This is a genomic window from Neisseria sp. KEM232 (assembly GCF_002237445.1).
GTDB lineage: Bacteria > Pseudomonadota > Gammaproteobacteria > Burkholderiales > Neisseriaceae > Neisseria.
Genome location: NZ_CP022527.1, coordinates 1,278,024 through 1,304,038 on the forward strand (window position 1 = coordinate 1,278,024; position 26,015 = coordinate 1,304,038).

The 26,015-nt window shown below is 59.5% G+C and carries 28 protein-coding genes and 1 tRNA gene; 21 read left to right on the plus strand and 8 right to left on the minus strand.

Annotated features, from left to right (window positions below):
* Position 1 precedes the first annotated feature (1 nt).
* From CGZ77_RS06345 to CGZ77_RS06390, 10 genes are all read left to right on the plus strand, one after another.
* Complete coding sequence (locus tag CGZ77_RS06345) at positions 2-445, plus strand: DNA polymerase III subunit chi (RefSeq protein WP_009425699.1); 444 nt, start codon at positions 2-4, stop codon at positions 443-445.
* A 4-nt stretch (positions 446-449) separates the two neighbouring features.
* On the plus strand, positions 450-707 hold the full coding sequence (locus CGZ77_RS06350; protein WP_009425698.1) for a DUF1289 domain-containing protein: 258 nt from the start codon (positions 450-452) through the stop codon (positions 705-707).
* 98 nt (positions 708-805) lie between these two features.
* Positions 806-1,171: a hypothetical protein gene (locus tag CGZ77_RS12785; protein ID WP_036495789.1), complete on the plus strand. Its 366-nt coding sequence runs from the start codon at positions 806-808 to the stop codon at positions 1,169-1,171.
* Between the two features lie 179 nt (positions 1,172-1,350).
* Positions 1,351-1,443: transfer RNA gene (locus tag CGZ77_RS06360), tRNA-Ser, on the plus strand.
* A gap of 73 nt (positions 1,444-1,516) precedes the next feature.
* Positions 1,517-2,578, plus strand: coding sequence for an FAD:protein FMN transferase (locus CGZ77_RS06365; protein ID WP_036495786.1), 1,062 nt, complete (start codon positions 1,517-1,519; stop codon positions 2,576-2,578).
* A complete protein-coding gene (gene nqrM / locus CGZ77_RS06370; protein WP_009425695.1) occupies positions 2,575-2,793 on the plus strand; it encodes a (Na+)-NQR maturation NqrM in 219 nt (72 codons plus the stop codon). The genes CGZ77_RS06365 and nqrM overlap by 4 nt, the downstream gene beginning before the upstream one ends.
* An 81-nt stretch (positions 2,794-2,874) precedes the next feature.
* Entirely contained in the window at positions 2,875-3,909 is a 1,035-nt protein-coding gene (gene dusA, locus CGZ77_RS06375; protein WP_094031214.1) for a tRNA dihydrouridine(20/20a) synthase DusA, read from the plus strand.
* 123 nt (positions 3,910-4,032) lie between these two features.
* Positions 4,033-4,593, plus strand: coding sequence for a nitroreductase family protein (locus tag CGZ77_RS06380; protein WP_094031035.1), 561 nt, complete (start codon positions 4,033-4,035; stop codon positions 4,591-4,593).
* Positions 4,594-4,664: 71 nt separating this feature from the next.
* Positions 4,665-5,459 (plus strand): thymidylate synthase, encoded by a 795-nt coding sequence (locus tag CGZ77_RS06385; RefSeq protein WP_094031036.1) that lies wholly within the window; start codon positions 4,665-4,667, stop codon positions 5,457-5,459.
* A gap of 517 nt (positions 5,460-5,976) precedes the next feature.
* Complete coding sequence (locus CGZ77_RS06390; RefSeq protein ID WP_009425690.1) at positions 5,977-7,188, plus strand: multidrug effflux MFS transporter; 1,212 nt, start codon at positions 5,977-5,979, stop codon at positions 7,186-7,188.
* Between the two features lie 378 nt (positions 7,189-7,566).
* On the opposite strand, the gene pgeF is transcribed toward CGZ77_RS06390, so the two are convergent.
* Positions 7,567-8,358 carry a peptidoglycan editing factor PgeF gene (pgeF, locus tag CGZ77_RS06395; protein ID WP_232504825.1) on the minus strand — a complete coding sequence of 264 codons (792 nt, stop codon included), beginning with the start codon at positions 8,356-8,358 and terminating at the stop codon, positions 7,567-7,569.
* A 142-nt stretch (positions 8,359-8,500) separates the two neighbouring features.
* Here pgeF and CGZ77_RS06400 point away from each other — a divergent pair, with 142 nt between their 5' ends.
* From CGZ77_RS06400 to CGZ77_RS06425, 6 genes are all read left to right on the plus strand, one after another.
* Positions 8,501-9,250 carry a GNAT family N-acetyltransferase gene (locus tag CGZ77_RS06400; RefSeq protein WP_094031216.1) on the plus strand — a complete coding sequence of 250 codons (750 nt, stop codon included), beginning with the start codon at positions 8,501-8,503 and terminating at the stop codon, positions 9,248-9,250.
* Between the two features lie 78 nt (positions 9,251-9,328).
* The gene (locus tag CGZ77_RS06405; RefSeq protein ID WP_094031037.1) at positions 9,329-10,075 is read left to right on the plus strand and encodes a 1-acyl-sn-glycerol-3-phosphate acyltransferase; all 747 of its coding nucleotides are present in this window, start codon (positions 9,329-9,331) and stop codon (positions 10,073-10,075) included.
* A gap of 295 nt (positions 10,076-10,370) precedes the next feature.
* Entirely contained in the window at positions 10,371-12,746 is a 2,376-nt protein-coding gene (locus CGZ77_RS06410; RefSeq protein WP_094031038.1) for a TonB-dependent hemoglobin/transferrin/lactoferrin family receptor, read from the plus strand.
* 343 nt (positions 12,747-13,089) lie between these two features.
* Complete coding sequence (locus CGZ77_RS06415) at positions 13,090-13,707, plus strand: biliverdin-producing heme oxygenase (protein ID WP_094031039.1); 618 nt, start codon at positions 13,090-13,092, stop codon at positions 13,705-13,707.
* Positions 13,708-13,868: 161 nt separating this feature from the next.
* On the plus strand, positions 13,869-14,111 hold the full coding sequence (locus tag CGZ77_RS06420) for a type II toxin-antitoxin system Phd/YefM family antitoxin (RefSeq protein WP_009425683.1): 243 nt from the start codon (positions 13,869-13,871) through the stop codon (positions 14,109-14,111).
* Positions 14,101-14,415, plus strand: coding sequence for a type II toxin-antitoxin system RelE/ParE family toxin (locus CGZ77_RS06425; RefSeq protein WP_009425682.1), 315 nt, complete (start codon positions 14,101-14,103; stop codon positions 14,413-14,415). The genes CGZ77_RS06420 and CGZ77_RS06425 overlap by 11 nt, the downstream gene beginning before the upstream one ends.
* 74 nt (positions 14,416-14,489) lie before the next feature.
* On the opposite strand, the gene metF is transcribed toward CGZ77_RS06425, so the two are convergent.
* Positions 14,490-15,329, minus strand: a complete 840-nt coding sequence (gene metF / locus CGZ77_RS06430; RefSeq protein WP_094031040.1) for a methylenetetrahydrofolate reductase [NAD(P)H] — start codon at positions 15,327-15,329, stop codon at positions 14,490-14,492.
* 26 nt (positions 15,330-15,355) lie between these two features.
* Positions 15,356-15,553 (minus strand): hypothetical protein, encoded by a 198-nt coding sequence (locus CGZ77_RS12070; protein WP_009425680.1) that lies wholly within the window; start codon positions 15,551-15,553, stop codon positions 15,356-15,358.
* A gap of 27 nt (positions 15,554-15,580) precedes the next feature.
* Here CGZ77_RS12070 and adk point away from each other — a divergent pair, with 27 nt between their 5' ends.
* Complete coding sequence (adk, locus tag CGZ77_RS06435) at positions 15,581-16,228, plus strand: adenylate kinase (RefSeq protein ID WP_094031041.1); 648 nt, start codon at positions 15,581-15,583, stop codon at positions 16,226-16,228.
* 92 nt (positions 16,229-16,320) lie between these two features.
* Here the strand turns inward: adk and CGZ77_RS06440 are convergent, their stop codons facing one another.
* The gene (locus CGZ77_RS06440) at positions 16,321-16,500 is read right to left on the minus strand and encodes a hypothetical protein (protein ID WP_094031042.1); all 180 of its coding nucleotides are present in this window, start codon (positions 16,498-16,500) and stop codon (positions 16,321-16,323) included.
* Positions 16,501-16,584: 84 nt separating this feature from the next.
* Between CGZ77_RS06440 and CGZ77_RS06445 the strand changes: the two genes are divergently transcribed.
* Both CGZ77_RS06445 and metW read left to right on the plus strand, forming a co-directional pair.
* Positions 16,585-17,721 (plus strand): homoserine O-acetyltransferase, encoded by a 1,137-nt coding sequence (locus CGZ77_RS06445; RefSeq protein WP_094031043.1) that lies wholly within the window; start codon positions 16,585-16,587, stop codon positions 17,719-17,721.
* A complete protein-coding gene (gene metW, locus CGZ77_RS06450) occupies positions 17,718-18,302 on the plus strand; it encodes a methionine biosynthesis protein MetW (protein WP_094031044.1) in 585 nt (194 codons plus the stop codon). Before CGZ77_RS06445 ends, metW begins: the two co-directional genes overlap by 4 nt.
* Positions 18,303-18,586: 284 nt before the next feature.
* On the opposite strand, the gene pqiB is transcribed toward metW, so the two are convergent.
* Positions 18,587-20,215 (minus strand): intermembrane transport protein PqiB, encoded by a 1,629-nt coding sequence (gene pqiB / locus CGZ77_RS06455; protein ID WP_036495776.1) that lies wholly within the window; start codon positions 20,213-20,215, stop codon positions 18,587-18,589.
* A gap of 126 nt (positions 20,216-20,341) precedes the next feature.
* Positions 20,342-20,707, minus strand: a complete 366-nt coding sequence (locus tag CGZ77_RS06460) for a MerR family transcriptional regulator (protein ID WP_009425673.1) — start codon at positions 20,705-20,707, stop codon at positions 20,342-20,344.
* A gap of 89 nt (positions 20,708-20,796) precedes the next feature.
* On the opposite strand from CGZ77_RS06460, the gene CGZ77_RS06465 reads away from it, so the two are divergent.
* On the plus strand, positions 20,797-21,453 hold the full coding sequence (locus CGZ77_RS06465) for an alpha/beta hydrolase (RefSeq protein WP_009425672.1): 657 nt from the start codon (positions 20,797-20,799) through the stop codon (positions 21,451-21,453).
* Positions 21,454-21,734: 281 nt separating this feature from the next.
* Here the strand turns inward: CGZ77_RS06465 and CGZ77_RS06470 are convergent, their stop codons facing one another.
* Entirely contained in the window at positions 21,735-23,126 is a 1,392-nt protein-coding gene (locus tag CGZ77_RS06470) for an OmpP1/FadL family transporter (protein ID WP_009425670.1), read from the minus strand.
* A 231-nt stretch (positions 23,127-23,357) separates the two neighbouring features.
* Here CGZ77_RS06470 and CGZ77_RS06475 point away from each other — a divergent pair, with 231 nt between their 5' ends.
* Positions 23,358-24,398, plus strand: a complete 1,041-nt coding sequence (locus CGZ77_RS06475) for a sulfate ABC transporter substrate-binding protein (RefSeq protein WP_036495774.1) — start codon at positions 23,358-23,360, stop codon at positions 24,396-24,398.
* 172 nt (positions 24,399-24,570) lie between these two features.
* On the opposite strand, the gene lpdA is transcribed toward CGZ77_RS06475, so the two are convergent.
* Complete coding sequence (lpdA, locus tag CGZ77_RS06480) at positions 24,571-26,010, minus strand: dihydrolipoyl dehydrogenase (RefSeq protein ID WP_009425668.1); 1,440 nt, start codon at positions 26,008-26,010, stop codon at positions 24,571-24,573.
* Positions 26,011-26,015: the final 5 nt, after the last annotated feature.

The window sequence follows — 26,015 nt, forward strand, 5'->3', positions numbered from 1 at the left end:
CATGCCCACCGCCACCTTCTACACCCACGTTTCCGACCCCGCCGCCTTCGCCTGCCGCCTTGCCCGCCGCGCCGCGCAAAACCCCGAGCCGCTGCTGGTGTGGACGCAGGAGCTCGGCGAACTCGAAAGCCTGAACCAAGCCCTGTGGCGCGACCCGCCCGAGGGTTTTCTGCCGCACGAAATCTGGCAGACCGACGCGGCCTTTCCGCAGGGCGTTCCCGTTGTCCTTGCCTGCGGCGCGCAACTGCCGCCGCTGCCTGCGGGCACCGTCGTCCTCAATCTCAGCCAAGACTTTTGGACGCAGGCCGCCGCGCCGCCCCTGCGCGTGTTGGAAATCGTCGGCGGCAGCCTGGAAGAGCTGGCCGCCGCCCGCGACCGTTTCCGCGCCTACAAACAGGCGGGCTTTACGCTCGAACACCACAATATGCAGGGAAAGGCCGTCTGAAAACATGGACCAGCCCGACTTCTTCGGCATCCCCAGCCCCTGCATCGGCGTCTGCCGCGCCAACAACAAAGGCTACTGCGTCGGCTGCCTGCGCAGCCGCGAAGAGCGTCACAACTGGCTGAAAATGACCGACGGCGAACGCCACCAAACCATGCGCCTGCTCGCCCTGCGCCGCAAAAAAGTCGAACAGGCCAAATGGGAAAAAAGCCGCGATTTCGGCGCGGCACCCGAACAGGAAGACCTGGATTTCGATTTCGATTGAGGCCGTCTGAAAAAGGCCGCTCCCGCCTACGCGGGAATGATGTTTCTGAAAACGCAGCTTCAACGAAAACGAAGCCAAAACCGTGAAAGGAGCAAAACATGAAAACCGTCCGTACCGCGATTCTGCTGCTGCCGCTCTTGGCCTGCGCCTGCGTGTACAGCGAAACCCCCTACGGCCGCTACGCCGCCATCGACCTGCCCGTCGAAAACCGCACCGTTATCAACAAAACCGTCACCGTCAACGCCCCGCCGGGCACCACCGTTATCTACGGCGACACCACGCCCGCTTCGGCCTACTACGGCCAAGACTGCTACTACGACCGTTACAACCGCCGCCGCTGCTACCCGCGCAACCTGCCGCCCGAGCGCGACGTCTACCGCATCCAAGGGCAGGGCGGCAGCATCAGCCAAAGCTACCAAGGCAGCGGCTATTCCGTCGGCGGCTACATCCGCCACCTGCGCTGACGAGCCCGAGGCCGTTCCCGCCTACACGGGAATGACGTTTCTGAAAGTGCGGCGGCCGTTTGAAAAAGACGCGGAATTTTGCCTTTTCACGTCATTGTCTTATCGTTTGCATACGGCAAAACTGTCTGAGCCGCGTTGACATCGCGCCGCCGCCTGCGTATAGTGCCCACTTTCTGCACGGAGTAATGGCTGAGAGGCTGAAGGCACTTCCCTGCTAAGGAAGCATGTGGGGTCAACCTGCATCGAGGGTTCGAATCCCTCTTACTCCGCCAAGCAATCCGCGAAGCCCCTGATTCTTTCAGGGGCTTCGCTTTTACCGTTTGTGCAAACGAATAAAAGAACACCATGTCATCCGTCCGCATCCTCTTTTCCCTTCTCGCCGCCTGCCTGCTTTTGGCCGCCTGCAACCGCAGCGAAACCCCCGCGCCGCCCACCGTGACCCTGCGCGGCGAAACCATGGGCACGACCTACACCGTCAAATACGTTTCAGACGGCCTCAAGCAAACCCCCGCGCCGCAGGAAGTGCAAAAACAGCTCGACGGCCTGCTGGAAGAAGTGAACCGGCAGATGTCCACCTACCGCGAAGATTCCGAAATCAGCCGCTTCAACCGTATGCGCGACACCGGCCGCCCCATGCCCGTGTCCGCCGATTTCGGTTTTGTCACCGCCGAAGCCGTGCGCCTCAACGGGCTGACCGGCGGCGCGCTGGACGTCACCGTCGGCCCGCTGGTCAACCTGTGGGGCTTCGGGCCCGACAAAAGCGTCACCCGCGAGCCGTCGCCCGAACAGATTGCCGCCGCCTCGCGCGTCACCGGCATAGACAAAATTGCCGTCGGCGGCACGAGTAATGCCCCCACGCTGGCCAAAGCGCAGCCCGAAGTCTATTTGGATCTGTCGTCCATCGCCAAAGGCTACGGCGTCGACAAACTCGCCCTGCATCTCGAAAGCCTCGGCATCGGCAACTATCTGGTGGAAATCGGCGGCGAGCTGCGCGGCAAAGGCAAAAACGCGCAGGGCGAAAGCTGGCGCATCGGCATCGAGCAGCCGCAGATTGTTCAGGGCGGCGGCACGCAGATTATCGTTCCGCTCGACAACCGCGCCATCGCCACCTCGGGCGACTACCGCAACTTCCACACCGATGCGCACGGACGCCGCCTGTCGCACATCATCGACCCGCAGCGGCACGAGCCCATCAGCCACAATCTCGCCTCCGTCAGCGTGATTGCCGACACGGCCGCCACCGCCGACGGCCTCTCCACCGCCCTGTTCGTCCTCGGCGAAGAGCGCGGCTTCGCGCTTGCCGAAAAACAGGGTTTGGCAGTATTCTTCATCGTCCGCGAAGGCGGCGGCTACCGCACACGGACCAGCTCCGCCCTCAAAAAAATGCTCGCGCAGGAACAACCATGAACACCATCCTCCTCACCTTCGGCCTGTTTTTAATCGTTATCCTCGCCATGTCCGTCGGCTATATTTTTTCCAAACGCAGCATCAAAGGCAGCTGCGGCGGCATCAGCGCGCTGGGCATGAAAAAAATGTGCGACTGCGACACCCCGTGCGACACATTGCAGAAAAAACTGGACGAAGCGCAGACGCAGGGCGGCGGGATCCGCGTCGATTCCTGAGCGGCAGCCCGCCCGAAACAGCCCGTCCCCGCTTTGGCGGGGATGATATTTTTACAAACGGCCGCACAGAAAACCGCCCGCATGCACACAGCAGAACACACACAGTCCGCCCCCGATTCCTCATACCAAGGCACGCGCCGCCTGTCCGTCGCGCCCATGCTCGACTGGACCGACCGCCACTACCGCTACATGGCGCGGCAGATCAGCCGCCACACCTGGCTTTACACCGAAATGATCAACGCCGGCGCGGTGGTGTACGGCGATCCCGAACGCTTTTTGCTGAAAGACGACTGCGAAAACCCCGTCGCCCTGCAACTGGGCGGCAGCGAGCCCGCCGCTTTGGCGCAGGCAGCGGCAAAGGCGGCGGCATACGGCTACGACGAAATCAACCTCAACTGCGGCTGCCCCAGCCCGCGCGTGCAGAAAGGCGCGTTCGGCGCGTGCCTGATGAACGAGGTTGCGCTGGTGGCCGACTGCCTCAACGCCATGCAGGATGCCGCACCCGACTGCGCCGTTACCGTCAAACACCGCATCGGTGTCGACCGGCAGACCGAATACCAAATCGTCGCCGATTTCGTCGGCACGCTGGCGGAAAAAACCGCCTGCAAAACCTTTGTCGTCCACGCCCGCAACGCCTGGCTTAACGGCCTCTCGCCCAAGGAAAACCGCGAAGTGCCGCCCTTGAAATACGAATATGTCTACCGCCTCAAACGCGAATTTCCCGAGCTGGAAATCATCATCAACGGCGGTATCAAAACCAACGGGGAAATCGCCGCCCACCTGCAACACGTCGACGGCGTGATGGTCGGGCGCGAGTGCTACCACAACCCGATGATTATGCGCGACTGGGACAGGCTGTTTTACGGCGACAAACGCCAAGCAGTAGGCTACGCCGAACTGGCAGGCCGTCTGAAAGACTACGCCGCCGCCCAGCTTGCCGCCGGACGCGGCAGCATCCTGCGCCACATGGCGCGCCACTACCTCGGCCTGATGCACGGCCTCAACGGCGCGCGCCGGTGGCGGCGCATGCTCTCCGATGCCGCCCTGCTCAAAGACAACGACCCCGGTTTGATTCTGCGGGCATGGGCGGAAGTGGAAAAAGCCAATGTCCGGTAGCAAAGTCCCGCAGGCCGTCTGAAACGGCAAATTCCGCCCGCTTGTGGCACAATCCGCCTGCCGACAGGCCGTCTGAAAACCGTTCAAATACCATCCCCGCATTGATGCCCGAAAGGAAACCCGATGGACGCACTCGACCTTCTCACCACCCGCCGCTCCGTGCGCGAACTCACCGCCCCCGCCCCCGACGAACTCGAACTGGAAACCGTCTTCCAGGCCGCCACGCAGGTGCCCGACCACGGCGGCCTCACCCCGTGGCGTTTCGTCGTGATACAGGGCGACAAAGCCAAAGCCCGCTTCCGCCGCGCGCTGGAAGAAACCGTCGTGCAAATGAAGCTCGGCGACGACACCATGAAAAAAGCGGAAAAAGTCGCCAACTTCGCGCCGATGATTATCGCCGTGATCTCCAAACCCGCCGTCGGCGCGGAAAAACCCAAGCCCGAATGGGAGCAGTTTCTCAGCGCGGGCGCAGCCGCCTACGCCGTGCAGCTCGCTACCAACGCCCTGGGCTACGACAACGTCTGGATTACCGGCCTGTGGTGCGGCAGCCCCGTGTTGCGCGAAGCAATGGGCTGCGGCGAAAAAGACAAAATCATCGGCTTCATCATGGTCGGCACCGCACAGCACGACTTCCCGAAAGAAGAGAAAAACACCGATTTGGAACAATTCGTTACCTATTGGTAAACCCCGCAAAAGGCCGTCTGAAACCTTTCAGACGGCCTCAATACGCAACACAGACAGGAAACAGGAAAACCATGCGCCAATATCTCGACCTGATGCGCCATGTTCTCAAACACGGCAGCGACAAATCCGACCGCACCGGCACCGGCACCCGCTCCGTTTTCGGCTACCAGATGCGCTTCAACCTGCAACAGGGCTTCCCGCTCTTAACCACCAAAAAACTGCACCTGCGCTCCATCATCCACGAGCTGTTGTGGTTTTTGCGCGGCGACACCAACATCAAATACCTGCACGACAACAACGTCACCATCTGGGACGAATGGGCCGACGAAAACGGCGAACTCGGCCCCGTTTACGGCTACCAGTGGCGCAGCTGGCCGACGCCCAACGGCGGCAGCATCGACCAAATCGCCAATTTGGTTGACCAAATCAAACACAACCCCGACAGCCGCCGCCTGATCGTTTCCGCCTGGAATCCCGCGCTGGTCGACGAAATGGCGCTGCCGCCCTGCCACGCCATGTTCCAGTTTTACGTGGCCGACGGCAAACTCTCCTGCCAGCTCTACCAGCGCAGCGCCGACATCTTCCTCGGCGTGCCCTTCAACATCGCCAGCTACGCCCTGCTCACCATGATGATCGCCCAAGTCTGCGGCCTGCAAGCGGGCGAGTTCGTCCACACCCTCGGCGACGCCCACCTTTACAGCAACCACTTCGAGCAGGCCAAGCTGCAACTGACCCGCGAACCGCGTCCGCTGCCGACCATGACCCTGAATCCTGCGGTGGACAATCTGTTTGACTTCAAATACGAAGATTTTGAATTAAGCGGCTACGACCCGCACCCGCACATTAAAGCGGCGGTGGCCGTATGAAAAAAGGGAAGGCCGTCTGAAACCCTGTTTCAGACGGCCTTTTGCATTCGGGCGGAAAGCTTTGCAAACTACATCAGGCCGTCTGAAAGACAAGCAGGCTGCCGTAGCCGCGTTTGTGCCCCTCAGGGCTGCGTTCGGGTTTTGCGCCGATTGCCGCCCGATCCTTCGGCAGACGCAGACAAAGGCAGAGTAGGGCGGATTTTGGCTTTGCCAAGGTTTCAGACGGCCTTTTGCATCCGCAAGGCCGTCTGAAAACACGGAGGGTTCGGGTAGCATAAAGCACCGTTTGTGCACCGCCGCCCTTTTTCAGACGGCCTCTGCCCCGCAGCACCGTGCGCGGCGGTGTTATAGTGAAACAAAATAGAAAATCTACGGCGTTGCTGCGCCTTGCCGTACTATTTGTACTGTCTGCGGCTTGCTGTCTTGTATCTTTCCTATTTTGTTTCACTATATAATCGCGCCGTTTTTTGTTTGGCCGCCGGCGGGCGGCCGTTTTGTATGGCACACGGATAGGGATATGGAAAAGAAAATACCTTTGGGCAACCGGCAGACGGCCTTTCTGCTGGCGACGCTGACGGCGATTATGCCGTTTTCGGTCGACGCCTATCTGCCGGCGGTGCTGTCGCTGGCCGACGATTTGCACGTCAATGTGCATCTGATCGAAAAAAGCATGAGCAGCTTTATGTTCGGCGTGGCTTTCGGCCAGCTGCTCGGCGGCGCGGTGTCCGACGTGAAAGGACGCAAAACCGTGGCTCTGGCCGGTTTGGCGCTGTATGCCGCTGCCTCGGTCGCGCTGACGCTGCTGCAAAGCATCGACCAACTGATCGGGTTGCGCCTGATACAGGCTTTCGGCGGCGGCATGGCGGCGGTGATGGCGGGGGCGGTGGTGCGCGATTTCTACGAAGGACGCGAGGCGGCGCAGATGTTCGCGCTGATCGGCATCGTGATGATGTCCGCGCCGCTGGTGGCGCCCATGCTCGGCTCGGCCTTGCAGCAGCTCGGCGGCTGGCGGCTGATTTTCGCCTTTCTCGCCGCCTATTCGATAACCGTGTTTCTGCTGGTGGCGCGTTTTCTGCCGAAAACGGCGGCCAAAGGGCGGATAGACAGGGCGTTTTTCGGCGGCATGATCCGCCGCTACATCCAAGTGCTGAAAACCAAAAGCGCGCTGGGTTTTCTCTTTTTCCAAGCGTTCAGCTTCGGCTCGATGTTTGTATTCCTTACCGAATCGCCCTTTGTCTATATGAAGCTCTACGGCCTGACGCCGCACGCCTACGCCTGGGCGTTCGGCTGCAACATCATCACGATGGGCACGTTCAACCGCATCACCGCCTGGCGGCTGAAAAACGGCAGCAACGCCGAAGACATTCTGCTGTGGGGCTTGGGCATCCAGCTGGCGGCCAATGCGGCGCTGCTGGGCGCGGTGGCGGCCTTCGGCGGCATGCCGCCTTTCGCGCTGGCGGCGGCCTGCGCCATGTTGTCGGTTGGCACGCAGGGCTTGGTAACGGCCAACACGCAGGCCTGTTTTATGAGCCGCTTCCGTGAAATCGGCGGCAGCGCCAACGCCCTGCTGATGGCGTCCACCTCGATGATCGGCGCGGGCATGGGCTGGCTGGCAACCGAGCTGCACAACGGCACGGCCTATGTGATGTCCGCGCTGATGCTGTGCGCCACTTTGGCAGGCTGCGTGCTGCTCTACGCCTTTTCGCGCAACGCCTGGCAAAAAGGTTGAGCGTCCGAGCGCTTGGCAGCTTTGAGGCCGTCTGAAAAACGGAACAAACGTTTTTCAGACGGCCTTTTTGTACCGCCCGCACCGCTTCCGAGTCCGGTTACAGATGCGGAAAGGCCGTCTGAACAATACGGCCTGCGCTGCGGCAGTTCTTTCAGACGGCCTTTCGGGTTTCGGGCAGCCTTTGATGCCGTCTGAAACCTGTCGGAGCAACAAAGTTCCCTCTCCCGCTCGCGGGGGGCTAGGGTGGGGGCTCGTGCCGCTACGGCGACTTTTGCAGGACACCCGCAAAATGCAGTTCTGCAAACTGCCACCCCCGCCCCAGCCCTCCCCACGCTTGGCGCAGAGGAGGGAGTCAGGTGTGCGGTGGGATTTTCGATTTCAGACGGCCTCTTCCAGCCACACGGCGCTGACCATGCGTCCCGTCTGTCCGTCGCGGCGGTAGGAGAAGAAAGTGTCGCGTTCGAGAACGGTGCAGTGCGTGCCGCCGTAGATTTGCGTCACGCCTTCGCGGTGCAGGGCGGGGGTGGCGAGGGCGTAGATGTCGGCGAGGTATTTTCCGCCGCCGATGTCGGTGAAAGCCGCTTCGGCGGCGGGATCGCGCAGGCAGAACGTGTCGAAAACGTCCTGCCCGACTTCAAAGGCATCCGGGCCGATGGCGGGGGCGAGGTAGGCGAGGATGTCGGTGGGGTCGGCCTGCATGGCGGCGACGGTGTTTTGCAGGATGCCGCCTGCCAGCCCGCGCCAGCCCGCGTGGGCGGCGGCGACGCAGCGGCCGTCGGCGGTGCAGAAGAGGACGGGCAGACAGTCGGCAGTCATTACCGCGCAGGCCGCCTTGCCGCTGCGGTCGACAGAGGCGTCGGCATCTTTTAAGACGGCCACAGCATCGGCGGCGGCAACGACATGGGTGCCGTGCGTCTGGTTGAGGTAGGCGAGGGGAACGGGCACGGCGGCTTGGACAATGGCGCGGTTGTGTGCGACGCGTTCCGGGTTGTCGCCGACGTGTGCGCCGATGTTGAGCGAGGCATAGGGCGCGATGCTGACGCCGCCTTGGCGTGTGGAAACCAGCGTTTTCACATTGGCGGGGGCAGGCCAGTCGGCATGGAGGAAGAGGCCGTCTGAAACGGGCAGGCCGATGGCGGCGGAGAGGTTTTTCGGTGTGGGATACGGCATGGCGTGTGGCGGAAAAAGTAACAAAGGGAGCGCTTTTATCATGCCGTTTCGCACGCGGCAAGCGGCAGCAGGCAGCCGCGCCGCGCTTTCAGACGGCCTTTGGGCTATAATGCGCGCCTTTTACCCTGATTCGGAACATTTTATGCAGAACAGTCGTTTCAACCAAACCGGCCCGAAAATCGGCCTCAGCGTCCGACTGGCCGAAACCCGCGAAGAAATCGAAGCCGCGCAGCGCCTGCGCTATCGGGTTTTCGCCGAAGAATTGGGCGCCGACATCAAAGGTGTCGACGGCCGCGACACCGACCCCTACGACGAATACTGCCACCACCTGCTCGCCTTCGACGACGCCACCGGCGAAGTTATCGGCTGCTACCGCCTCATCACCGAAGACACCGCCAAAAAAGTCGGCGGCTGGTACAGCGAACACGAATTCGATTTGAGCCCGCTCAAAGACATTCTGCCGCAAACCGTCGAACTCGGCCGCGCCTGCACCCACCCCGACTACCGCAACGGCGGCCTCGTCATGCTGTTGTGGACGGGACTCGTCAAATTCATGAAAGACGAAAACCTGCGCTTTATGATCGGCTGCGGCAGCATCGAAATGCGCGACGGCGGCAGCGACGCGGCAGGGCTCTACCACATCCTCAAAGAAAAATACCTCGCTCCCGAACCGTGGCGCGTGCGCCCGCTCAACCCGCTCAAATGGGACAAAATCACTCCGTCCGCCCACCCCGACACCCCTGCCCTGATTAAAGGCTACCTCAAAGCGGGTGCCTGGTTCTGCGGCGAACCCTGCGTCGACGAAGCCTTCAACTGCGCCGACGTCCTCATCATGATGGACATCTCGCAACTGAGCGACCGCTACCTGCAAAAATTCGCCCCCAAACCTTAATAAAGATAAAAGGCCGTCTGAATACCGCTTTCAGACGGCCTCAACACGTCTGCCCGAACAAAAAAACACAACACAGCCATGACCGCCCTCCGCTTTGCCTTCCGCCTTTCCTGCATCGGCCTGTGCCTTATCTACGGCGCCGCCGAAATGTTCTTCCTCTTCCCCTTCTACACCCCCCGCCGCAAACTGCGCGCCATCCAAATCTGGTCGCACCGCGTCCTCGCCTCCTGCGGCATGACGCTGCACACCTACGGCACGCTCCCCGCCGAAAACCGCGGCCAAATGCTCGTCTGCAACCACATCTCCTGGCTCGACATCATGGCCGTCAACGCCGCCCACCCCGGCCGCTTCGTCGCCAAAGACGACGTCGCAAAATGGCCCGTTGTCGGCTACCTTGCCACACAGGCGCGCACCGTCTACGTCGCCCGCAACAAAGGCGCCGGCGGCGGCAACAGCGAAAAACTGCGCAACGTCACCCAAGCCCTCAAAGACGGCGACACCGTCACCCTCTTTCCCGAAGGCACCAGCAGCGAAGGCCGCACCATCCTCCCCTTCAAAACCGGCTTCTTCCCCGCCGCCGCCGAAGCGCAAGTCCCCATCGTTCCCGTCCTCTGCCGCTACCCCAATCCCGACGGCAGCAGCCCCAACCCCCACACCGCCTACTACGGCGACATCAGCCTCTGGCAGTCCATCTGCATGGTGATCCGCCAGCCGCGCAGCACCGCCGAACTCCACTTCCTCACCCCCGTTGCCGCAGGCGATCGCCAGCAAACCGCCGCCCTGATCCGCGACCGGCTTACCGCCAAACAGCAGGAATTGGGCTAGGCACGGCGCAAACAAACAGGCCGTCTGAAACAGCGTTTCAGACGGCCTTTCCGCATCCGCCCCAAAAAATCCGTACAAACCTTAACCGTAAAACTACACTTTCCGCCCGCAATGTAAAGAAAAGTTGCACTTTACAAAACATTAACAGATAATCTGCGCCCTCAAATAAGAACAAGAAAAGTTCTGATTATTCGATGCAGGACAAAGCCATATTTATCAAATAGCTGCGAACGCTATCGCATATTTTAAGATGCCTCGCAGGTTTTTATTTTTCATCTGTTTGAAGGAAACCCCCATGAAACACAGCAAAATCACCCCGATCGCCCTGCTGGTCGGACTGATGTTCTGCAACGCCGCCCTAGCCGCCGAGGCCGAAGCGCAGGCAGCCGCCGAACAGAGCGGCACGCTCGAACAGGTTAAAGTCAAAGCGCGGCGCAATCGTCCGGCTTCGGTCGAAAAAGTAAATGCCGAAACCATTCAGGAACAAATGATCCGCGACAACAAAGACCTGGTGCGCTATTCGCCCGATGTGGGTGTGGCCGACCAAGGCCGCCACCAAAAAGGCTTTGCCATACGCGGCGTGGAAGACAACCGTGTCGGCATCAGCATTGACGGTGTGGCTCTGCCCGATTCGGAAGAAAACTCACTCTACAAACGCTATGGCAACCTGAATACTTCGCGCCAAAGCATTGACCCCGAACTTGCCCGCACTATTGAAATCGTCAAAGGTGCAGATTCGTTCAATCAAGGCAGCGGAAATTTAGGGGGGGGGGTTAATTACCGCACACTTACCGCCGCCGACATCGTGCAGCCCGATAACAAGTTGGGTTTTCTGCTTCGCAGCGGCTTTGCCAGCAAAAACCGCGAATGGGTCAATACCGTCGGTACGGGTTATCAGGGAGAGAAAGCCGAAGCGGTATTGCTGTATTCCCACCGGCACGGCCATGAAATGAAAAGCCGGGGCGGCTACACCATTCCCGAAGACAGCCTGAAAACCCGTGATTACCGCAGCAGCCGCCAAATCCCCGATGCGGCCAAACACAAAAGCCACAGCTTTTTGGCCAAATGGGCATGGCGTTTTAACGACAGCCACCGCGCAGGCATCTCGTTGAGCGGACAGCAGGGCAACAACTACATCATTGAAGATTCGGGTGTTTGGTTTTATACCAAATACCGCGAATCAGACGACCGTGCCAAACGCCGTACTTGGAACGCTTTTTATGAATTTACGCCCGATTCCGACTGGTTGGCGTTAGTCAAAGCGGATTTGGATTATCAAAAAGCCGTTTCCTCCGCCTACAACTACGAAGGTACGCGCGAAGAATACGATTCATCAGGCAACTATAAACCGCGCGAACCGAGCGACGACAACATCCGTATCTTTACCACCCGTTTCAAACGGCTGTCTCTGCGTGCCGATACCCAGCCTTTAAGCCTGGGAAGCACAAGGCATACACTGTCGTTTAAAGCCGCTGTTGCCCGCAGGGAATTTGACATTCTGCACCGCGACCGTTATTTCTTAAGCGGTGCATATTCGCCCTACGAAGAAAAAACCATGATGTATCCGGTGAAAACCACGCAATACAATTTGTCTTTGCACAACCGCATTGCGTTTAACAATACCTTCTCCGGCTACGCAGGTATCCGCTACGACCACAACAAAGTCCAGCCGCAGGATTTGAATGGGCTTTATTGCAAAAACTGTCTGGTTCCCAAACCCGCCGACAGCACTTTCAAAGGATGGAGCTGGGTAGTGGGTGCGGATGCCAAACTGAATGACGCATGGCAACTGGGTTACAGCATCGGAACGGGCTTCCGCGTACCAAATGCTTCGGAAATGTATTTTGACTATCGTGACAATCCGGCGGGCGCATGGTTGTCCAATCCGAATCTGAAAGCCGAACGCAGCCTGACGCAAAATATCAGTCTCAACGGCAACAGCAAAGCAGGGAATTTGGCTGTTAATCTGCACCATACCCGTTACAAAGATTTTCTCTATGAACAGGAAACTTTGGTGAGTGAAGCCAATCCGTTCTATCCGTGGTGGTCGCCTAACCCATACAGCTACAAGCCTTTCCAGCAAATGCAGAATATGGACAATGCCAAAATCTACGGCATAGAAATGACCGGCCGTCTGAACCTCAACAGCATTACCCCGCTGCCCGAAGGCTGGAAGCTCTTCGGTGCACTCGGTTACAGCCGGGGCAATTTGTCTGGCGATGCCGACCTGCTGTCCATCCAGCCGTTTAAAACCATCATCGGTTTGGACTACGAGCAGCCCGACGGCAAATGGGGCGTATTCTCCCGCCTGACCCATACCGGTGCGAAACACGCGGGCGATGCCAAATACAAAAACTGTAACCACCCCGACTATCGTGACGAGGGTAAATGTGTTTACAGCGTGTGGCCGCATCTGAACAAATCGGCTTGGATATTCGATATGTTCGGCTATTACAAACCGACCAAAACCCTGACTTTCCGTGCCGGTGTGTACAACCTGTTCGACCGCAAATACCACACATGGGACAGTCTGCGCGGTCTGAATATCACCGGCGGCTTGGTCAACTCCGTCGGTGTGCGCCCGAACCGTACCTACGGCGGCTATCCCGGCCTCGAACGCTTCTACGCCCCCGGCCGCAACTACGCCGTATCGCTGGAATGGAAGTTCTGACCCGAAAGCAAGCCTTTCAGACGGCCTCTTATCTTCATAGGCCGTCTGAAACGGCAAAAAGGACGGCAATTGCCGTCCTTTTTTATTTGCCCTGCCCGCCTGCGCGAATCTGCATGGCGCGGCTCGCGCCATGCCGTCCTGATAATAAAAAAACGTGAAATTTGAGTAAGTTGATGTAAAGAAAAATTTGCAGAGAAGGCCGTAGTCAGGGATAATCCTCACCATATCCGCAGCGAAATATTCCTATTAGTCCGAAATTTTGCCGCAATACATCTTTTTCAAACCGTTTCAGACGGCCTTTGCCCGCAGAGGCCGTCTGAAAACACCATCACAAGGAAACGCCATGAGCAACGAAATGACTTTTGCCAAAAAGCTGAAAGAGCAGACCACCACCACCCACGACAGCGTCGATAATCTGGTGATGTCAGTAGAGCCTTTTGTCAGCAACGAAAACTACATCAAATTCCTGAAACTGCAATCCGTGTTCCATAAAGCGGTCGACCATATCTACAAAGACCCCGAGCTGAACAAGCTGATCCCCGAACTCGAATATATGGCGCGTTACGACGCGGTGGTGAAAGATTTGGCCGATTTGGGCGAAAAGCCCTACGAATACGGCAAGCCGCTGCCGCACGAGACGGGCAACAAGGCCATCGGCTGGCTCTACTGCGCCGAAGGCTCGAACTTGGGCGCGGCGTTTTTGTTCAAACACGCCAAACAGTTGGCATTCGACGGCGAAAAAGGCGCGCGCCACCTTGCGCCGCATCCCGCAGGCCGCGGCAAACGCTGGCGCGCTTTTGTCGAGCTGCTGAACGCGCTGCCGCTGGACGAGGCGGCGCAGGCTGAAGCCATCCAAGGCGCGCGCGAGGCGTTTGCGTTTTATAAAGTGGTGCTGCGCGAAACCTTCGGCCTGCCCGAAGGCGCGGAAGCGCCCGAAGGCATGCAGGCGCACCGCCACTAAGCGGCTCCGCATCTTTTGGCAAACAAGGCAAAAGGCCGTCTGAAAACGTTTCAGACGGCCTTTTTGCGGATGGAAATCATAAAGGCATTTCAAAATACTCTTAAAACATTGAAAAACGGATAGAATGTCGGCAGCCTTAATCACACAACGAGGAGTAAACCATGCACACTATATTTGCCGAACATGCCGTCAGCGTTACCGAACTCAAACGTAATTTCAGCGCGATCGTGCAGGAGGCCGAAGGTGTCGTGATCGTACTCAACCACAACCGTCCGGAAGCCTATCTTGTCCCTGCCCGTTTTTACGAAAAGCTGATTTCTTATATGGAAGATTTCGAAGACGCCAAAATCGTGTTGGAGCGCCAGGATTCCCCGATCATAGAGGTATCTATCGATGATTTATAAAGTTTATAAGCCGGAATATAAACTGGCATTTTGCATTGAGGCGAAAGACGAATGGAACAAACTGGATGACGACGTCAGGCAGCAGTTGGGCAAGAAACTCAAAAAGCGTTTGGAAAACCTGCATGCGCCTTCGGAAGCCCTGCGTAATCTGTCGGGCTTCTACAAAATCAAACTCCGCCACGCGGGATGCCGCCTTATTTATCAGATGCACGGCGAAACACTCACAGTTGTCTTGGTCGGTATCGTCGGCAGGCAGGATAGGGACGCAGCCCGCAAGAAAGCGGAAAACAGGCCGGACAGTTGAACCGTCGGAAATATTCGATACATAAAGGCCGTCTGAAACTTTGTTTTCAGACGGCCTTTTCCTACCCGCGCGGCTCAGTAGCCCAAGCGCTGGCAGATGGTGGACGACAGCCCCGCCTGGTTCATTGTGTAGAAGTGCAGGCCGGGCGCGCCCTGTTCGAGCAGGCGGCCGCACATTTCGGTGACGACGTCGAGGGCGAGGGCTTTGATGGCGGCGGTGTCGTCGGCGTAGGACTGGAGTTTCAGCCGCAGCCAGCGCGGGATTTCCGCGCCGCAGGTGTCGGAAAAGCGGGTCAGCTTGGAGAAGCTGGTAATGGGCATGATGCCGGGAATGACGGGAATGGCCACGCCGCGACCCTGTACTTCGTCGACGAAACGGAAATAAGCGTCGGCGTTGTAGAAATACTGGGTGATGGCCGAGTCTGCGCCCGCTTTGGCCTTGCGCACGAAGTTTTCGATGTCTTCGTCGGCGCTGCGCGCCTGCGGGTGGTATTCGGGATAGGCGGCGATTTCGATGTGGAAGTGGCTGCCGTATTCGTTTTTGATGAGTTCGACCAGTTCGTTGGCATAGCGCAGGCCGCTGCCGCCCGCGCCCATACCCGAAGGGATGTCGCCGCGCAGGGCGACGATGTGGCGCACGCCCATTTCTTTATAGATGTCGAGCAGGCTTTTCACTTCTTCGACGGTCATGCCGATGCAGGGCAGGTGCGGCGCGGCGGGCGTACCTTCGGCGAGAATGTCGGCGATGGTTTGCAGCGTGCCCTCGCGGGTCGAGCCGCCCGCGCCGGATGTGCAGGAGAAAAATTCGGGGGCGAACTGGCGCAGCTGCTTGCGGGTGACGATTTGTTTTTCGCGTCCTTCGGGGGTGCGGGTGGGGAAAAATTCGAAGCTGAGGGTTTTTTCGGCGGCACTCATGGCGCGGTTTCCTGTGGCAGTGTTTTTCAGACGGCCGAGTGTATGGCTTCAACTGGTTGATAACAAGATAAAAAATGCGCTTTGGCGTGAAAAATACTGCGCTGCGGCATGAACGGGATTTTTGACTTTTGATTTGTCTGGGGATTTTTGCCGACGCGCAACGAGGCCGTCTGAAACCGCCCGCGCTTTTCAGACGGCCTGCAAAGTATTAAGATGCGCCCCATTACATTTTCTTAACAGAAGGAACCACCATGAAAGTATTGTTACTCGGCGCACCCGGCGCAGGCAAAGGCACGCAGGCGCAATTTATCACCGCCGCCTTCGGCATTCCGCAAATCTCCACCGGCGACATGCTGCGCGCCGCCATCAAAGCGGGCACGCCTTTGGGTTTGGAAGCGAAAAAAATCATGGACGAGGGCGGCTTGGTGCGCGACGACATCATCATCGGCATGGTGAAAGAACGCATCGCCCAGCCCGATTGCGCCAAGGGTTTTCTGTTTGACGGCTTTCCGCGCACGCTGGCGCAGGCCGAAGCCATGCAGCAGGCGGGCGTATTGCTTGATGCCGTGGTGGAAATCGACGTGCCCGACAGCGTGATTATCGAACGCATGAGCGGCCGCCGCGTGCACCCCGCATCCGGCCGCACCTACCATGTGGTGTACAACCCGCCCAAAGCCGAAGGCAAAGACGACCTCACCGGCGAGGATTTGGTACAGCGCGACGACGACAAAGAAGAAACCGTTAAAAAACGCCTGGCCGTGTACCACGAGCAAACCGAAGTGCTGGTAGGCTATTACAGCAAACTCGAAGGCGAGGGCGCGCCCAAATACATCAAGGTTGACGGCACGCAGGCGGTAGAAGCCGTCAAAGCCGAAGTCTTGGCCGCGTTGGGCAAATAAGGCCGTCTGAAAGCAAAGAGGCCGTCTGAAAACCCAAAAAAAGGTTTTCAGACGGCCTTATTCTTTGTTTGCCGTGCTTTCAGACGGCTTGTTCACACCGCCAGCCAATAGCGCAGCAGCGCCAGCAGCGATACGCCCGCGCACCACCAAGCGGCGAACATAAAAACGCGCCGCGCCGCCCGCTTGTGGCGAACAGGCAGAAAACGGGCGGCCAGCAGCAGCGCGGCGGCGGCAAACAAAAGGATTTTGACGGCAAAAACGGCGGAAGACATAGTAAAAGGCCGTCTGAAACGGCCATGCAGAAACAGGGTCGGGGCGTTATAATACGGCGTTTTTTATCCCGCCGCGCCTCTTTCATGACCGCCTCCGACAGCATCGGGCTGGTAACGCCCGAAAAAATCCCCTTCGACCAAGAGCTTGCCCTGCAAAACGGCCAAACCCTGCCGCGCTTCGATTTGATGGTGGAAACCTACGGCACACTGAACGCCGACAAATCCAACGCCGTCCTCGTCTGCCACGCCTTATCGGGCGACCACCACGTCGCCGGACGCCACCATCCCGACGACAAACACCCCGGCTGGTGGGACACCATGGTCGGGCCGGGCAAACCCGTCGACACCCGCCGCTTCTTCGTTATCGGCCTCAACAACCTCGGCGGCTGCGCCGGCAGCACCGGCCCCCTCAGCACCAATCCCGAAAACGGCCTCGAATACGGCGCCGACTTCCCCGTCGTCACCGTCAAAGACTGGGTCAACAGCCAAGCCCTGCTGGCCGACCGTTTCGGCATACGAAAATGGGCGGCCGTCATCGGCGGCAGCCTCGGCGGCATGCAGGCGCTACAATGGGCGATCGACTTTCCCGAACGCGTGCGCCACGCCCTCGTCATCGCCTCCGCCACCCGCCTGTCAGCGCAAAACATCGCCTTCAACGACGTCGCCCGCCAGGCCATCATCACCGACCCCGACTTCCACGACGGCCACTACCGCCGCCACAACACCATCCCCCGCCGCGGCCTGCGCATCGCCCGCATGATGGGACACATCACCTACCTCGCCGAAGAAGGGCTGGGCAGAAAATTCGGCCGCAGCCTGCACGACGGCATACAGTACGGCTACGGCGTCGAATTCGAAGTCGAATCCTACCTGCGCTACCAGGGCGACAAATTCGCCGAACGCTTCGACGCCAACACCTACCTGCGCATGACCAAAGCCCTCGATTATTTCAGCCCCGCCGCCGACTTCGGCAACGACCTTACCGCCGCCCTGCGCCGGACACAGGCCGGATTCTTCGTCGCTTCCTTCACCACCGACTGGCGCTTCGCCCCGCAACGCTCGCGCGCCCTCGTCAAACACCTCGTCCGCGCCGGGCGCCCCGTCCAATACATCGAAGTCGAATCCAACCACGGCCACGACGCCTTTCTGATGGACGACGCCCCCTACCTCGCCGCCGTTTCCTCCTATATGGACAACGTTTACAAGGAATTGCAGCCATGAATGCCCTGCGCGACGACCTTCGCCTGATTTACGACTGGATACCCGCGGGCAGCCGCGTGCTCGATTTGGGCTGCGGACGGGGCGAACTGCTCTCCGCCCTCGTGCGCGACAAACAATGCAGCGGCTACGGCGTCGAAATCGACACCGAAGGCGTACTCGCCTCCGTCGCCGCCGGCATCAACGTCATCCAGGCCGACCTGGAACAGGGCTTGCAGGACTTCGACGACAACAGCTTCGACGTCATCGTGTTGAGCCAAACCATCCAGGCCATGCAGAACACCGAAACCATCCTGCGCGACCTCACACGCGTCGCCCGAGAAGCCGTCGTCTCCTTCCCCAACTTCGGTTACTGGCGCAACCGCCTGCAAATCACCCTCGGCGGCCACATGCCCGTGTCCGAACGCATGCCCTACCAGTGGTACAACACCCCCAACATCCACTGGTGCACCCTGCACGACTTCGACAAACTCTGCGCCCAAAACAACATCCGCATCCTCGAACGCGCCGTCATGACCGGCGGCAGGCGCGTGGACATCCTGCCCAACCTCCTCGGCAGCCTGGCTTTTTACCGCGTCGGCTGAGGCCGTTCCCGCCTTCGCGGTAATGACGTTTCCGAAAGCGCAGCGTCAACGAAATGAAAAGCAGAAAGGCCGTCTGAAAAATGTTTTTCAGACGGCCTTGTGCCGTTTTGCAAACAACCGTCGGATTTGGAAAACCGGCCTGCGAAACCGAAAGGCCGTCTGAAAACGTCATTCCCACCGCGCGCCTAACTCCCTCTCCTGCGCCAAAGCGCGGGGGAGGGGACGGCAGGTTTCAGACGGCCTGTTTGGAGAAACAGGCCGTCTGAATGTCTGTGTTGCTGCGTTTACCTGCCCTGCGGCACGGGGTCTTTGGCGTTTTGTTTGAAAATCAGAGAATTGGGTTTCTCTTTCAGCGTGTTGAGCAGCGGGCGCACGTCGCGCAGGGTGTTGTCGATGTTGTGCAGGGTGTCTTGGACGTCGCGGTAGACGGGCGATTCGGGGGACACGCCGTTAAGGGTTTGACGCAATTCGGCCAGGGTTTTGTTCAGTTCGGCAGGTATGGCCTGTGTCTGCGGTTTGGCCAGCAGGCTGTTGGCGGATTTGAGGGTGGCTTTGAGTTCGGCCAGGCTGCCGTTGAGTCCGTCTACGGTTTTGTCCAGCGGCAGTTTGTTGAATTTGTCGAGCAGGGCGGAGAGCTGTGCCTGCAAATCGTCCAGTCCGCCGCCGCTGCGGCTGGCGATAACGGGCGCGCCGCCGTATTCGGCGAAGGGTTTGAGTGTGCCGCCGGTGGCGGGGGTGTCGGAGAGTTCGACCATTTTGCTGCCGAGTATCAGGTTGTCGGAGGCGAGGGCGGCGCTCAGGCCTTTGTTTAAGGCCGTCTGAAAGGTGTTCTGCCAGTAGCTGCGGCTTTCGTGGTCGGCATTTTGTTCGATAAGGTGCGGTTCGATGCGCAGGCGCACGGGTATCCAGCCGTTGGCGAACAGTTTGAGGCTGTCGCCGGCGGCGAAGTAGGGCACGTCGGCGACGCTGCCGACGCGCAGGCCTTTGTATTCGACGGGCGATCCTTTGCCCAGCCCGCGCACGGACTGTTTGAAAAAGGCGGTGTAGTAGAGGGCGCGTTCGCCCGGCAGGCTGTCGACGGCGGCGCGGTTGTCGTAGAGTTCGAAAGGTGTGCCGCCTTCTGCTGGGCGGGCGGTTTTGTCGGGGGTGTCGAAGGTGATGGCGCCGGAAATGAGGGCACCCAGCGGGGCGCTGTCGAGCTGGAAGCCGCCGCCTTCGGATTGGATGCGGATGCCGCTGTCGAGCCAGAAGCGGCTGCTGCTGTTGATGAGGCTGTCGTTGGGGTGGCCGATGAAGACGGTGTAGTCGCTGCGGCGGCGCTGCGGGTCGAAGCGCACGCTTTCCACTTGGCCGATGGGCAGGCTGCCGTAGACGACGGGCGCGCCGATGTCGAGCATTTTGCTGTTGCTGCCGGAGAGTTTCAGGCGCAGGCCGTCCTGGCCGAGGGCGGCAACGGGCGGGATGTCGGATACGTCGAAAGTGTCGCGGTTTTCCTGCGCTTTGCCGGGGATGAAGGCGATATAGGCGCCGGAGACGAGGGTGTTGAGGCCGGAGATGCCGCTGCTGTCGATGCGCGGTTTGACCACCCAAAACTGGGTGTCGCTTTTCATCATGTCTTTTACGTCGGCGTTAAGCTGCGCGGTCAGCTCCACACCTTTGCCGCCTTCGCGCAGGCGGATGTTGGTGATTTTGCCGACGTTGACGCTGAGCACGCGCACGACGGTGTTGTTGACTTCGATGCCTTCGGCGCTGTCGAGGTAGAGGGTGATTTTCGGGCCGGTGTTGCGGATGTGGTCGAACAGCAGCCAGCCGCCCACGAGAAATGCGGCTAGCGGCACAATCCAGATCAGGGAGGCGGCGGCGTTGGTTTTGCGCACGCGCGAGGGGACGGGGGTGGGGCGGTCTTGGGACATGGGGCTGCTGTGTGTGTAAAAAGGCGGCAATTATGCCGTTTCGCTGTGGGCATGGCAACGGAAAAGGCCGTCTGAAAGCGCTTTGGCGTTTCAGGCGGCCTTTTTAACTTTGTTGAAGCTGTGCTTTCAGACGGCCTCTGTGCCTTTGCCGTTTTCTCCGTCGCCAAGCAGGGCGGCAATCAGCCGTTCGGATTGGCGCAGGCGTTCGATTTCGTCCAGCGCGGCCGCGCGGGCGGCGTGCAGTCTGCCGCGCAGTTCGGTGCAGAAATCCTGCGGCTCGTCGTGCAGGCAGTCGCGCAGCAGGGCGATGTCTTTCAAGGCCAGTCCGGCGCGGTTGAGCATGGCCGCTTTGCGCACGAAGGAGATGTCACGCTCGGTGTATTCGCGGTAGCCGCCTGCCGTGCGCGCGGGGGTGATGATGCCTGCTGTTTCGTAAAAACGCAGCATCCGTATGCTGACGCCGCTGGTGCGGGAGAATGCTCCGATTTTCATCCGTTTCCTTTCTGTTTGTCTGCTTGACCCTGACACGGTGGCAGCCTGTAAGCTCTGCCGTTTCAATATTGCCGCAGGGAGTATTTTATATGAACCGCCGCACATTCTGCGCCGCCGCAGGCATCGGGCTGTTTGCCGCCTGCGCGCGTCTGAGCGCCCCGTCTTCCGCACGGGTCTTTATTATTCACGGCTACGGCGCGACGGTTAGCGACCATTGGTTTGCCTGGCTGGAAGCGGCGCTCGTCCACGCGGGTATTTCTGCCCGCAGAGTGGCGTTGCCCGACAGCGGCATGCCCGATTTCGACCGCTGGCAGCAGGCTTTGGCCGATGCTGTCGGCAGGCCGTCTGAAAACGATATTTTCGTCGCCCACAGCTTGGGCACGGTTTCCGTGCTGCATTATTTGAGCGCGTTGCGGCCGAAGCGCATCGGCGGGCTGGTGCTGGTGTCCGCTTTCGGTGCGCCGATTCCGACGCTGCCGCGCATCGGAGGTTTCGATGTCGATGCCTATGTGCGCCGCTGCACCTTGGACTTTCCCGCACTGCGGGCGATGACGGGCAATATCGAACTTTTTGCCGCTGCCGACGATACCATTGTGCCGCCCGAGAACACGCGGCTTTTGGCGCAGCAGCTTGACGCGCGTATGACCGTTGTGCCGCACGGCGGGCATTTCCTCGCATCCGACGGCTTCACCGAATTGCCGCCGGTGTTGCAGGCCGTGCGGCGGATGGCGTCCCGGGCGGGATAAGGCGTGCGGCAAAAGGCCGTCTGAAAAGCCTTTTGGCGTTTCAGACGGCCTTTTTTCACTTCGTTGAAGCTGCGCTTTCAGACGGCCTTTGTGTGCTTTGAGGCCGTCTGAACAGTCCCTAGGGCGTGTTGACATTCAACTTTTGAAGCGGATTTTTCGGCATAAAATGGCGGATGCAAGGCGAAAATGCGAGCCTATGCCGTCCATAGGCGAGTATTTTCAACGCGGCAGATGCCGTTTTAGGACGGAAAAGACGCCAAAATGTTGATTGTCAACACGCCCTAGAATTTGTAGGTGTACTGCAAGCCCAGAATGTCGGCGTGGTTTTTGAAGGAGGCGGAGGCGCGGCCTTTGCTGTCGACGTCGCGGCCGGATGCGGCCGCCGCTTGGAAGCGGGTGTCGTTGATGTGGATGTGGCTGTAGGCGATGTCAAAGACGTGGCGCTTTTTGTGGGTGTATTTGACGCCGACGGAGTACCAGATGCGGTTGCCGTCGGGCAGGGTGTTGAGGCGGCTTTGTGCGTCGCGCACGGGGCTTTGGTCGAAGGCGAGGCCGGCACGCAGTTGTAGGGGTTCGCTGTATTGGTAGGCGCCGCCGAGGGCGAGTTTGTAGGTGTTGCGCCAGTTGGGGGTGATGACGGTGCGGTCGGAGCGGCCGCTGACGACGGCTTTGCTGTTTTCAAAGATAAGTTCGGCGCGGTTGAAGCGGCTGTGGCGCGTCCAGGTCAGGTCGGCGAAGAGTTTGGTTTTCGCTGTGGCTTGGTACATGCCGTGCACGGACAGGGATTCGGGGGTGACGATTTTGACGTGCGCTTTTTCGTGCGGTTTGTAGCCGGAAACGGTGCTGATGAGGGCGTCGTAGGCGTTTTTGCCGCCGAGCAGGGGGCTGGGGGTGGTGACGGCGGCGCCGTCGGGCGTCCAGTCGGCCGTGCCTTTGATGTCGTGGCTGATTTTGGAGCGGTAGTTGAGGCCGACGCGGGTGCGGTCGTCGATGTTCCACAGCCAGCCGAGCTGGTAACCGAAGCCCCAGTCTTTGCCTTTGACTTCGGCGTGGCCGTCTGAAAGGCCGTTGTGCGCGCCGAGGCGGCCGGAGGCGTTCCAGTCGGCGTATTTGCGCAGCTCGGCGGTGGAATATTGGGCGATCAGGCCGACGGCGGCGGCGTGGCGGTCGTTGATTTTGTAGGCGGCGACGGGTTCAATGGCAACGGTGGTGAGGCCGAGTTGGTTGAGGTTGTGGCGCAGGACGGAGTTTTTCTGATATTCGGTGGAGGAGGCGAAGGGGATGTAGATGCCGAGGCCGAGTGTCAGGTTGTCGTTTGCCCTGTATGCGCCGTAGAGGTGGGGCGCGGGCACGATGTCTTTGGTAATTTTGCCGGAGGTTTCGCCGCGCACGCTGCCGCCGCGGAAATATTCGGCTTCGGCGTCGCCGTAGGCGATGTGCGGGGCGACGATGTTGAGGGCGGTGGTGACCTCGCTGCCGTCGAGTTTGGCGAGGCCGGCGGGGTTGTAGAAAATGGTGGCGGCGTCGGCGGCTTCGGCTGCGGCGGCGTTGGCCGTGCTTTGGGCGGTGACGGACTGGGTGCCGAAGTGGTAGCCGGAGGCTTGGGCTTGGGCGGAGAGGGCGGCGGCGGTGAGGAGGGCGGTAATGCGGAGGCGGTTGGCGGTTTGGTTCATGTGTTGTTTTAACGCAGTTTAAAGTAAAGGCTCGAATTTTAACAAAATAACGTGTGGTGTAAACTTTTTTCTGTGTTTTGCGGTTTAATGCGGATTTCAGATGGCCTGAAAGAAGGCCGTCTGAAAGGGTTTATAACCAAAGGCCATAATGCTGCGGCAAACGGTTCTTTCCTTTTTCAGACGGCCTCTGGCATAAATCCGCCTTATGAAAAAAACATCAAAGGAAACCCCATGCCGAAAAAATCATTTGCCGCCTTGATTGCCGCCGCCGCGCTCTCCGCCTGTGCGCCCGACAATGCGGCGCAAAACGCCGCTTCCGCAGGCGGCGCGGCGCAGGAGACGAAGCTGTTGAACGTTTCTTACGACGTTGCCCGCGATTTTTACAAGGATTTCAATCCGCTGTTTGTCGAAGAATACAAAAAACAGCACGACGGTGCGGCGCTTGCCGTGCAGCAGTCGCACGGCGGCTCGAGTAAGCAGGCGCTGGCCGTTGCCAACGGTTTGCAGGCCGATGTGGTGACGATGAACCAGGCTTCCGACATCGATCTGCTGGTGAAAAAAGGTTTGGTGAAGGCCGACTGGCAGAATGCGTTTCCCAATAACGCCGTGCCCTTCACCAGCACCACCGTGTTTCTCGTACGCAAAGGCAACCCCAAGCAGATTAAGGATTGGGGCGACTTGGCAGGGGAGGGCGTGAAACTGGTGATCGCCAATCCGAAGGTAACGGGCAACGGCCGCTACACCTTTCTCGGCGCATACGGCTACGGCCTGAAAGCCAACGGCGGCGACGATGCGAAGGCGCGCGGTTATGTGAAAAAAATGCTCGCCAATGTGGAGGTGTTTGAAAACGGCGGCCGCGCGGCCACCACCACGTTTATGCAGCGCAATATCGGCGACGTGTTGGTGACGTTTGAAAACGAGGCCAATCTGTCGGCCAAGCAGTTTGGCAGGGGCGAAGTGGAAATCGTCTATCCGAAATACTCGATACGCATGGACAGCCCGGTGGCCGTGGTGGACAGCGTGGCCGACAAACGCGGCACGCGCGCCGCAGCAACGGAATATCTGAATTATCTGTGGAGCAAACCGGCGCAGGAGTTGGGTGCGAAACTCTATCTGCGCCCCGCCGACCCGCAGGTGCTCGCCGCCCATGCCACCGAGCTGCCGCCGCTGGAAACCTTTAATCCCAACGAGGTGTTCGGCTCGTGGGACGAAATCATGCCGAAATACTTTGCCGACGGCGGCGTGTTCGACCAGCTCGGTACGCGCAAATAGGCAGGAAAAAATCAAAAAAGGCCGTCTGAACGTTTCAGACGGCCTGATGTTTTACTGGGACTTCAATCCGTGCCGCCGATGCGCGGAGCAGGGATGGGTACGGGCTTTGTGAAAACAAAAAACGCCGCAGCGGCAGGGCGCGGCGGCGTTTTTGTTTTTCAGACGGCCTTAATTAACCGTGCAGGGCGCGTTTGTCGGCGGCCAGGCAGGCTTCGTGCACCACTTCCGACAGGGTCGGGTGGGCATGGATGATGCGGGCAAGGTCTTCGCTGCTGGCGGAGAACTCGAGTCCGACCACGCCTTCGGCGATCAGTTCGCTCACCATCGGGCCGACCATGTGCACGCCGAGGATGCGGTCGGTTTCGGCATCGGCCAGCACTTTGACCGTGCCTTTGGCTTTGCCCAGACCGAGCGCGCGGCCGTTGGCACCAAAGCCGGACGTGCCTTTTTTGTATTTGACGCCTTCAGTTTTAAGTTGCTCTTCGGTTTTACCGACCCAGGCGATTTCGGGGTCGGTGTAAATCACGAAGGGCACGCTGTTAAAGTCGATATGCGGTTTCTGGCCGGCGATGCGCTCGGCCACGGCCACGCCTTCGTCGCTGGCTTTGTGCGCCAGCATCGGGCCGCGCACCACGTCGCCGATCGCCCAGACGTTGGGCAGGTTGGTGCGGCAGTCGCCGTCCACCTTGATAAAGCCGCGCTCGTCTTTTTCCAGGCCGACAGCCTCACCGTTCAGGCCGTTGGTGTTGGGGATGCGGCCGATGGAAACGATGAGCTTGTCGAACACTTCGGTTTTGGCTTCGCCTGCGGCGGTTTCATAGGCAACGGAAACGCCCGCGCCGGTGTTTTGGATGTCGCCGATTTTGACGCCCAGCTCGATGTTCAAGCCTTGTTCTTTGGTGAAGTATTTAAAGGCTTCTTTGGCGATTTGCTGGTCGGCGGCGGCGAGGAAGGTGGGCATGGCTTCGAGGATGGTGACCTGCGAGCCGACGCGGTTCCACACCGAGCCCATTTCAAGGCCGATTACGCCCGAGCCGATGATGCCGAGTTTTTTCGGTACTTCGGTCAGGTTCAGCGCGCCTTCGTTGTCCAAAACATTAACGTTGTCGATGGCAATCTGCGGCAGCTGACGCGGCACGGAGCCGGTGGCGACAATGACGTTTTTGGCTTCGATAAGGGTTTTCTCGCCCTTGTTGTCCACTTCGATTTGGTAGAGATCGCTGTTTTTGCCGACGAAAGAGCCTTTGCCGTGCAGACTGGCGACTTTGTTTTTTTGGAACAGGAAGGCGATGCCGCCGGTGAGCTTGGTGACGATGGCGTCTTTGCGTTCGATCATTTTGGAGGCATTGAATTTCACGTCGCCGACGGTGATGCCGTGTTCGGCGAAATCGTGCTGCGCGGCGTGGAAGTGTTCGCTCGATTGCAGCAGGGCTTTGGAGGGGATGCAGCCTACGTTGAGGCAGGTGCCGCCCAGTGCGGGGGCATCGCCTGCTTTATTGACGCCTGCGTCGATGCAGACGGTGTTGAATCCGAGTTGGGCGGCGCGGATGGCGGCAACATAGCCGCCGGGGCCGGCGCCGATAACGGCAACGTCGTATGGTTGTTGGGACATTTTTC

Coding starts and splice junctions, on each gene's coding strand:
- CGZ77_RS06365 (WP_036495786.1), top strand. CDS start 1,517: ATGTCATCCGTCCGCATCCTCTTTTCCCTTCTCGCCGCCTGCCTGCTT.
- pgeF (WP_232504825.1), bottom strand. CDS start 8,358: ATGCCGTATCCCACACCGAAAAACCTCTCCGCCGCCATCGGCCTGCCC.
- CGZ77_RS06470 (WP_009425670.1), bottom strand. CDS start 23,126: ATGAACCAAACCGCCAACCGCCTCCGCATTACCGCCCTCCTCACCGCC.
- CGZ77_RS12070 (WP_009425680.1), bottom strand. CDS start 15,553: ATGGGGCGCATCTTAATACTTTGCAGGCCGTCTGAAAAGCGCGGGCGG.
- CGZ77_RS06400 (WP_094031216.1), top strand. CDS start 8,501: ATGCAGAACAGTCGTTTCAACCAAACCGGCCCGAAAATCGGCCTCAGC.
- metF (WP_094031040.1), bottom strand. CDS start 15,329: ATGAGTGCCGCCGAAAAAACCCTCAGCTTCGAATTTTTCCCCACCCGC.
- CGZ77_RS06410 (WP_094031038.1), top strand. CDS start 10,371: ATGAAACACAGCAAAATCACCCCGATCGCCCTGCTGGTCGGACTGATG.
- CGZ77_RS06380 (WP_094031035.1), top strand. CDS start 4,033: ATGGACGCACTCGACCTTCTCACCACCCGCCGCTCCGTGCGCGAACTC.
- CGZ77_RS06420 (WP_009425683.1), top strand. CDS start 13,869: ATGCACACTATATTTGCCGAACATGCCGTCAGCGTTACCGAACTCAAA.
- CGZ77_RS06415 (WP_094031039.1), top strand. CDS start 13,090: ATGAGCAACGAAATGACTTTTGCCAAAAAGCTGAAAGAGCAGACCACC.
- CGZ77_RS06350 (WP_009425698.1), top strand. CDS start 450: ATGGACCAGCCCGACTTCTTCGGCATCCCCAGCCCCTGCATCGGCGTC.
- CGZ77_RS06460 (WP_009425673.1), bottom strand. CDS start 20,707: ATGAAAATCGGAGCATTCTCCCGCACCAGCGGCGTCAGCATACGGATG.
- dusA (WP_094031214.1), top strand. CDS start 2,875: ATGCACACAGCAGAACACACACAGTCCGCCCCCGATTCCTCATACCAA.
- CGZ77_RS06465 (WP_009425672.1), top strand. CDS start 20,797: ATGAACCGCCGCACATTCTGCGCCGCCGCAGGCATCGGGCTGTTTGCC.
- lpdA (WP_009425668.1), bottom strand. CDS start 26,010: ATGTCCCAACAACCATACGACGTTGCCGTTATCGGCGCCGGCCCCGGC.
- CGZ77_RS06390 (WP_009425690.1), top strand. CDS start 5,977: ATGGAAAAGAAAATACCTTTGGGCAACCGGCAGACGGCCTTTCTGCTG.
- metW (WP_094031044.1), top strand. CDS start 17,718: ATGAATGCCCTGCGCGACGACCTTCGCCTGATTTACGACTGGATACCC.
- CGZ77_RS06445 (WP_094031043.1), top strand. CDS start 16,585: ATGACCGCCTCCGACAGCATCGGGCTGGTAACGCCCGAAAAAATCCCC.
- CGZ77_RS06425 (WP_009425682.1), top strand. CDS start 14,101: ATGATTTATAAAGTTTATAAGCCGGAATATAAACTGGCATTTTGCATT.
- CGZ77_RS06475 (WP_036495774.1), top strand. CDS start 23,358: ATGCCGAAAAAATCATTTGCCGCCTTGATTGCCGCCGCCGCGCTCTCC.
- CGZ77_RS12785 (WP_036495789.1), top strand. CDS start 806: ATGAAAACCGTCCGTACCGCGATTCTGCTGCTGCCGCTCTTGGCCTGC.
- CGZ77_RS06405 (WP_094031037.1), top strand. CDS start 9,329: ATGACCGCCCTCCGCTTTGCCTTCCGCCTTTCCTGCATCGGCCTGTGC.
- pqiB (WP_036495776.1), bottom strand. CDS start 20,215: ATGTCCCAAGACCGCCCCACCCCCGTCCCCTCGCGCGTGCGCAAAACC.
- adk (WP_094031041.1), top strand. CDS start 15,581: ATGAAAGTATTGTTACTCGGCGCACCCGGCGCAGGCAAAGGCACGCAG.
- CGZ77_RS06345 (WP_009425699.1), top strand. CDS start 2: ATGCCCACCGCCACCTTCTACACCCACGTTTCCGACCCCGCCGCCTTC.
- nqrM (WP_009425695.1), top strand. CDS start 2,575: ATGAACACCATCCTCCTCACCTTCGGCCTGTTTTTAATCGTTATCCTC.
- CGZ77_RS06385 (WP_094031036.1), top strand. CDS start 4,665: ATGCGCCAATATCTCGACCTGATGCGCCATGTTCTCAAACACGGCAGC.
- CGZ77_RS06440 (WP_094031042.1), bottom strand. CDS start 16,500: ATGTCTTCCGCCGTTTTTGCCGTCAAAATCCTTTTGTTTGCCGCCGCC.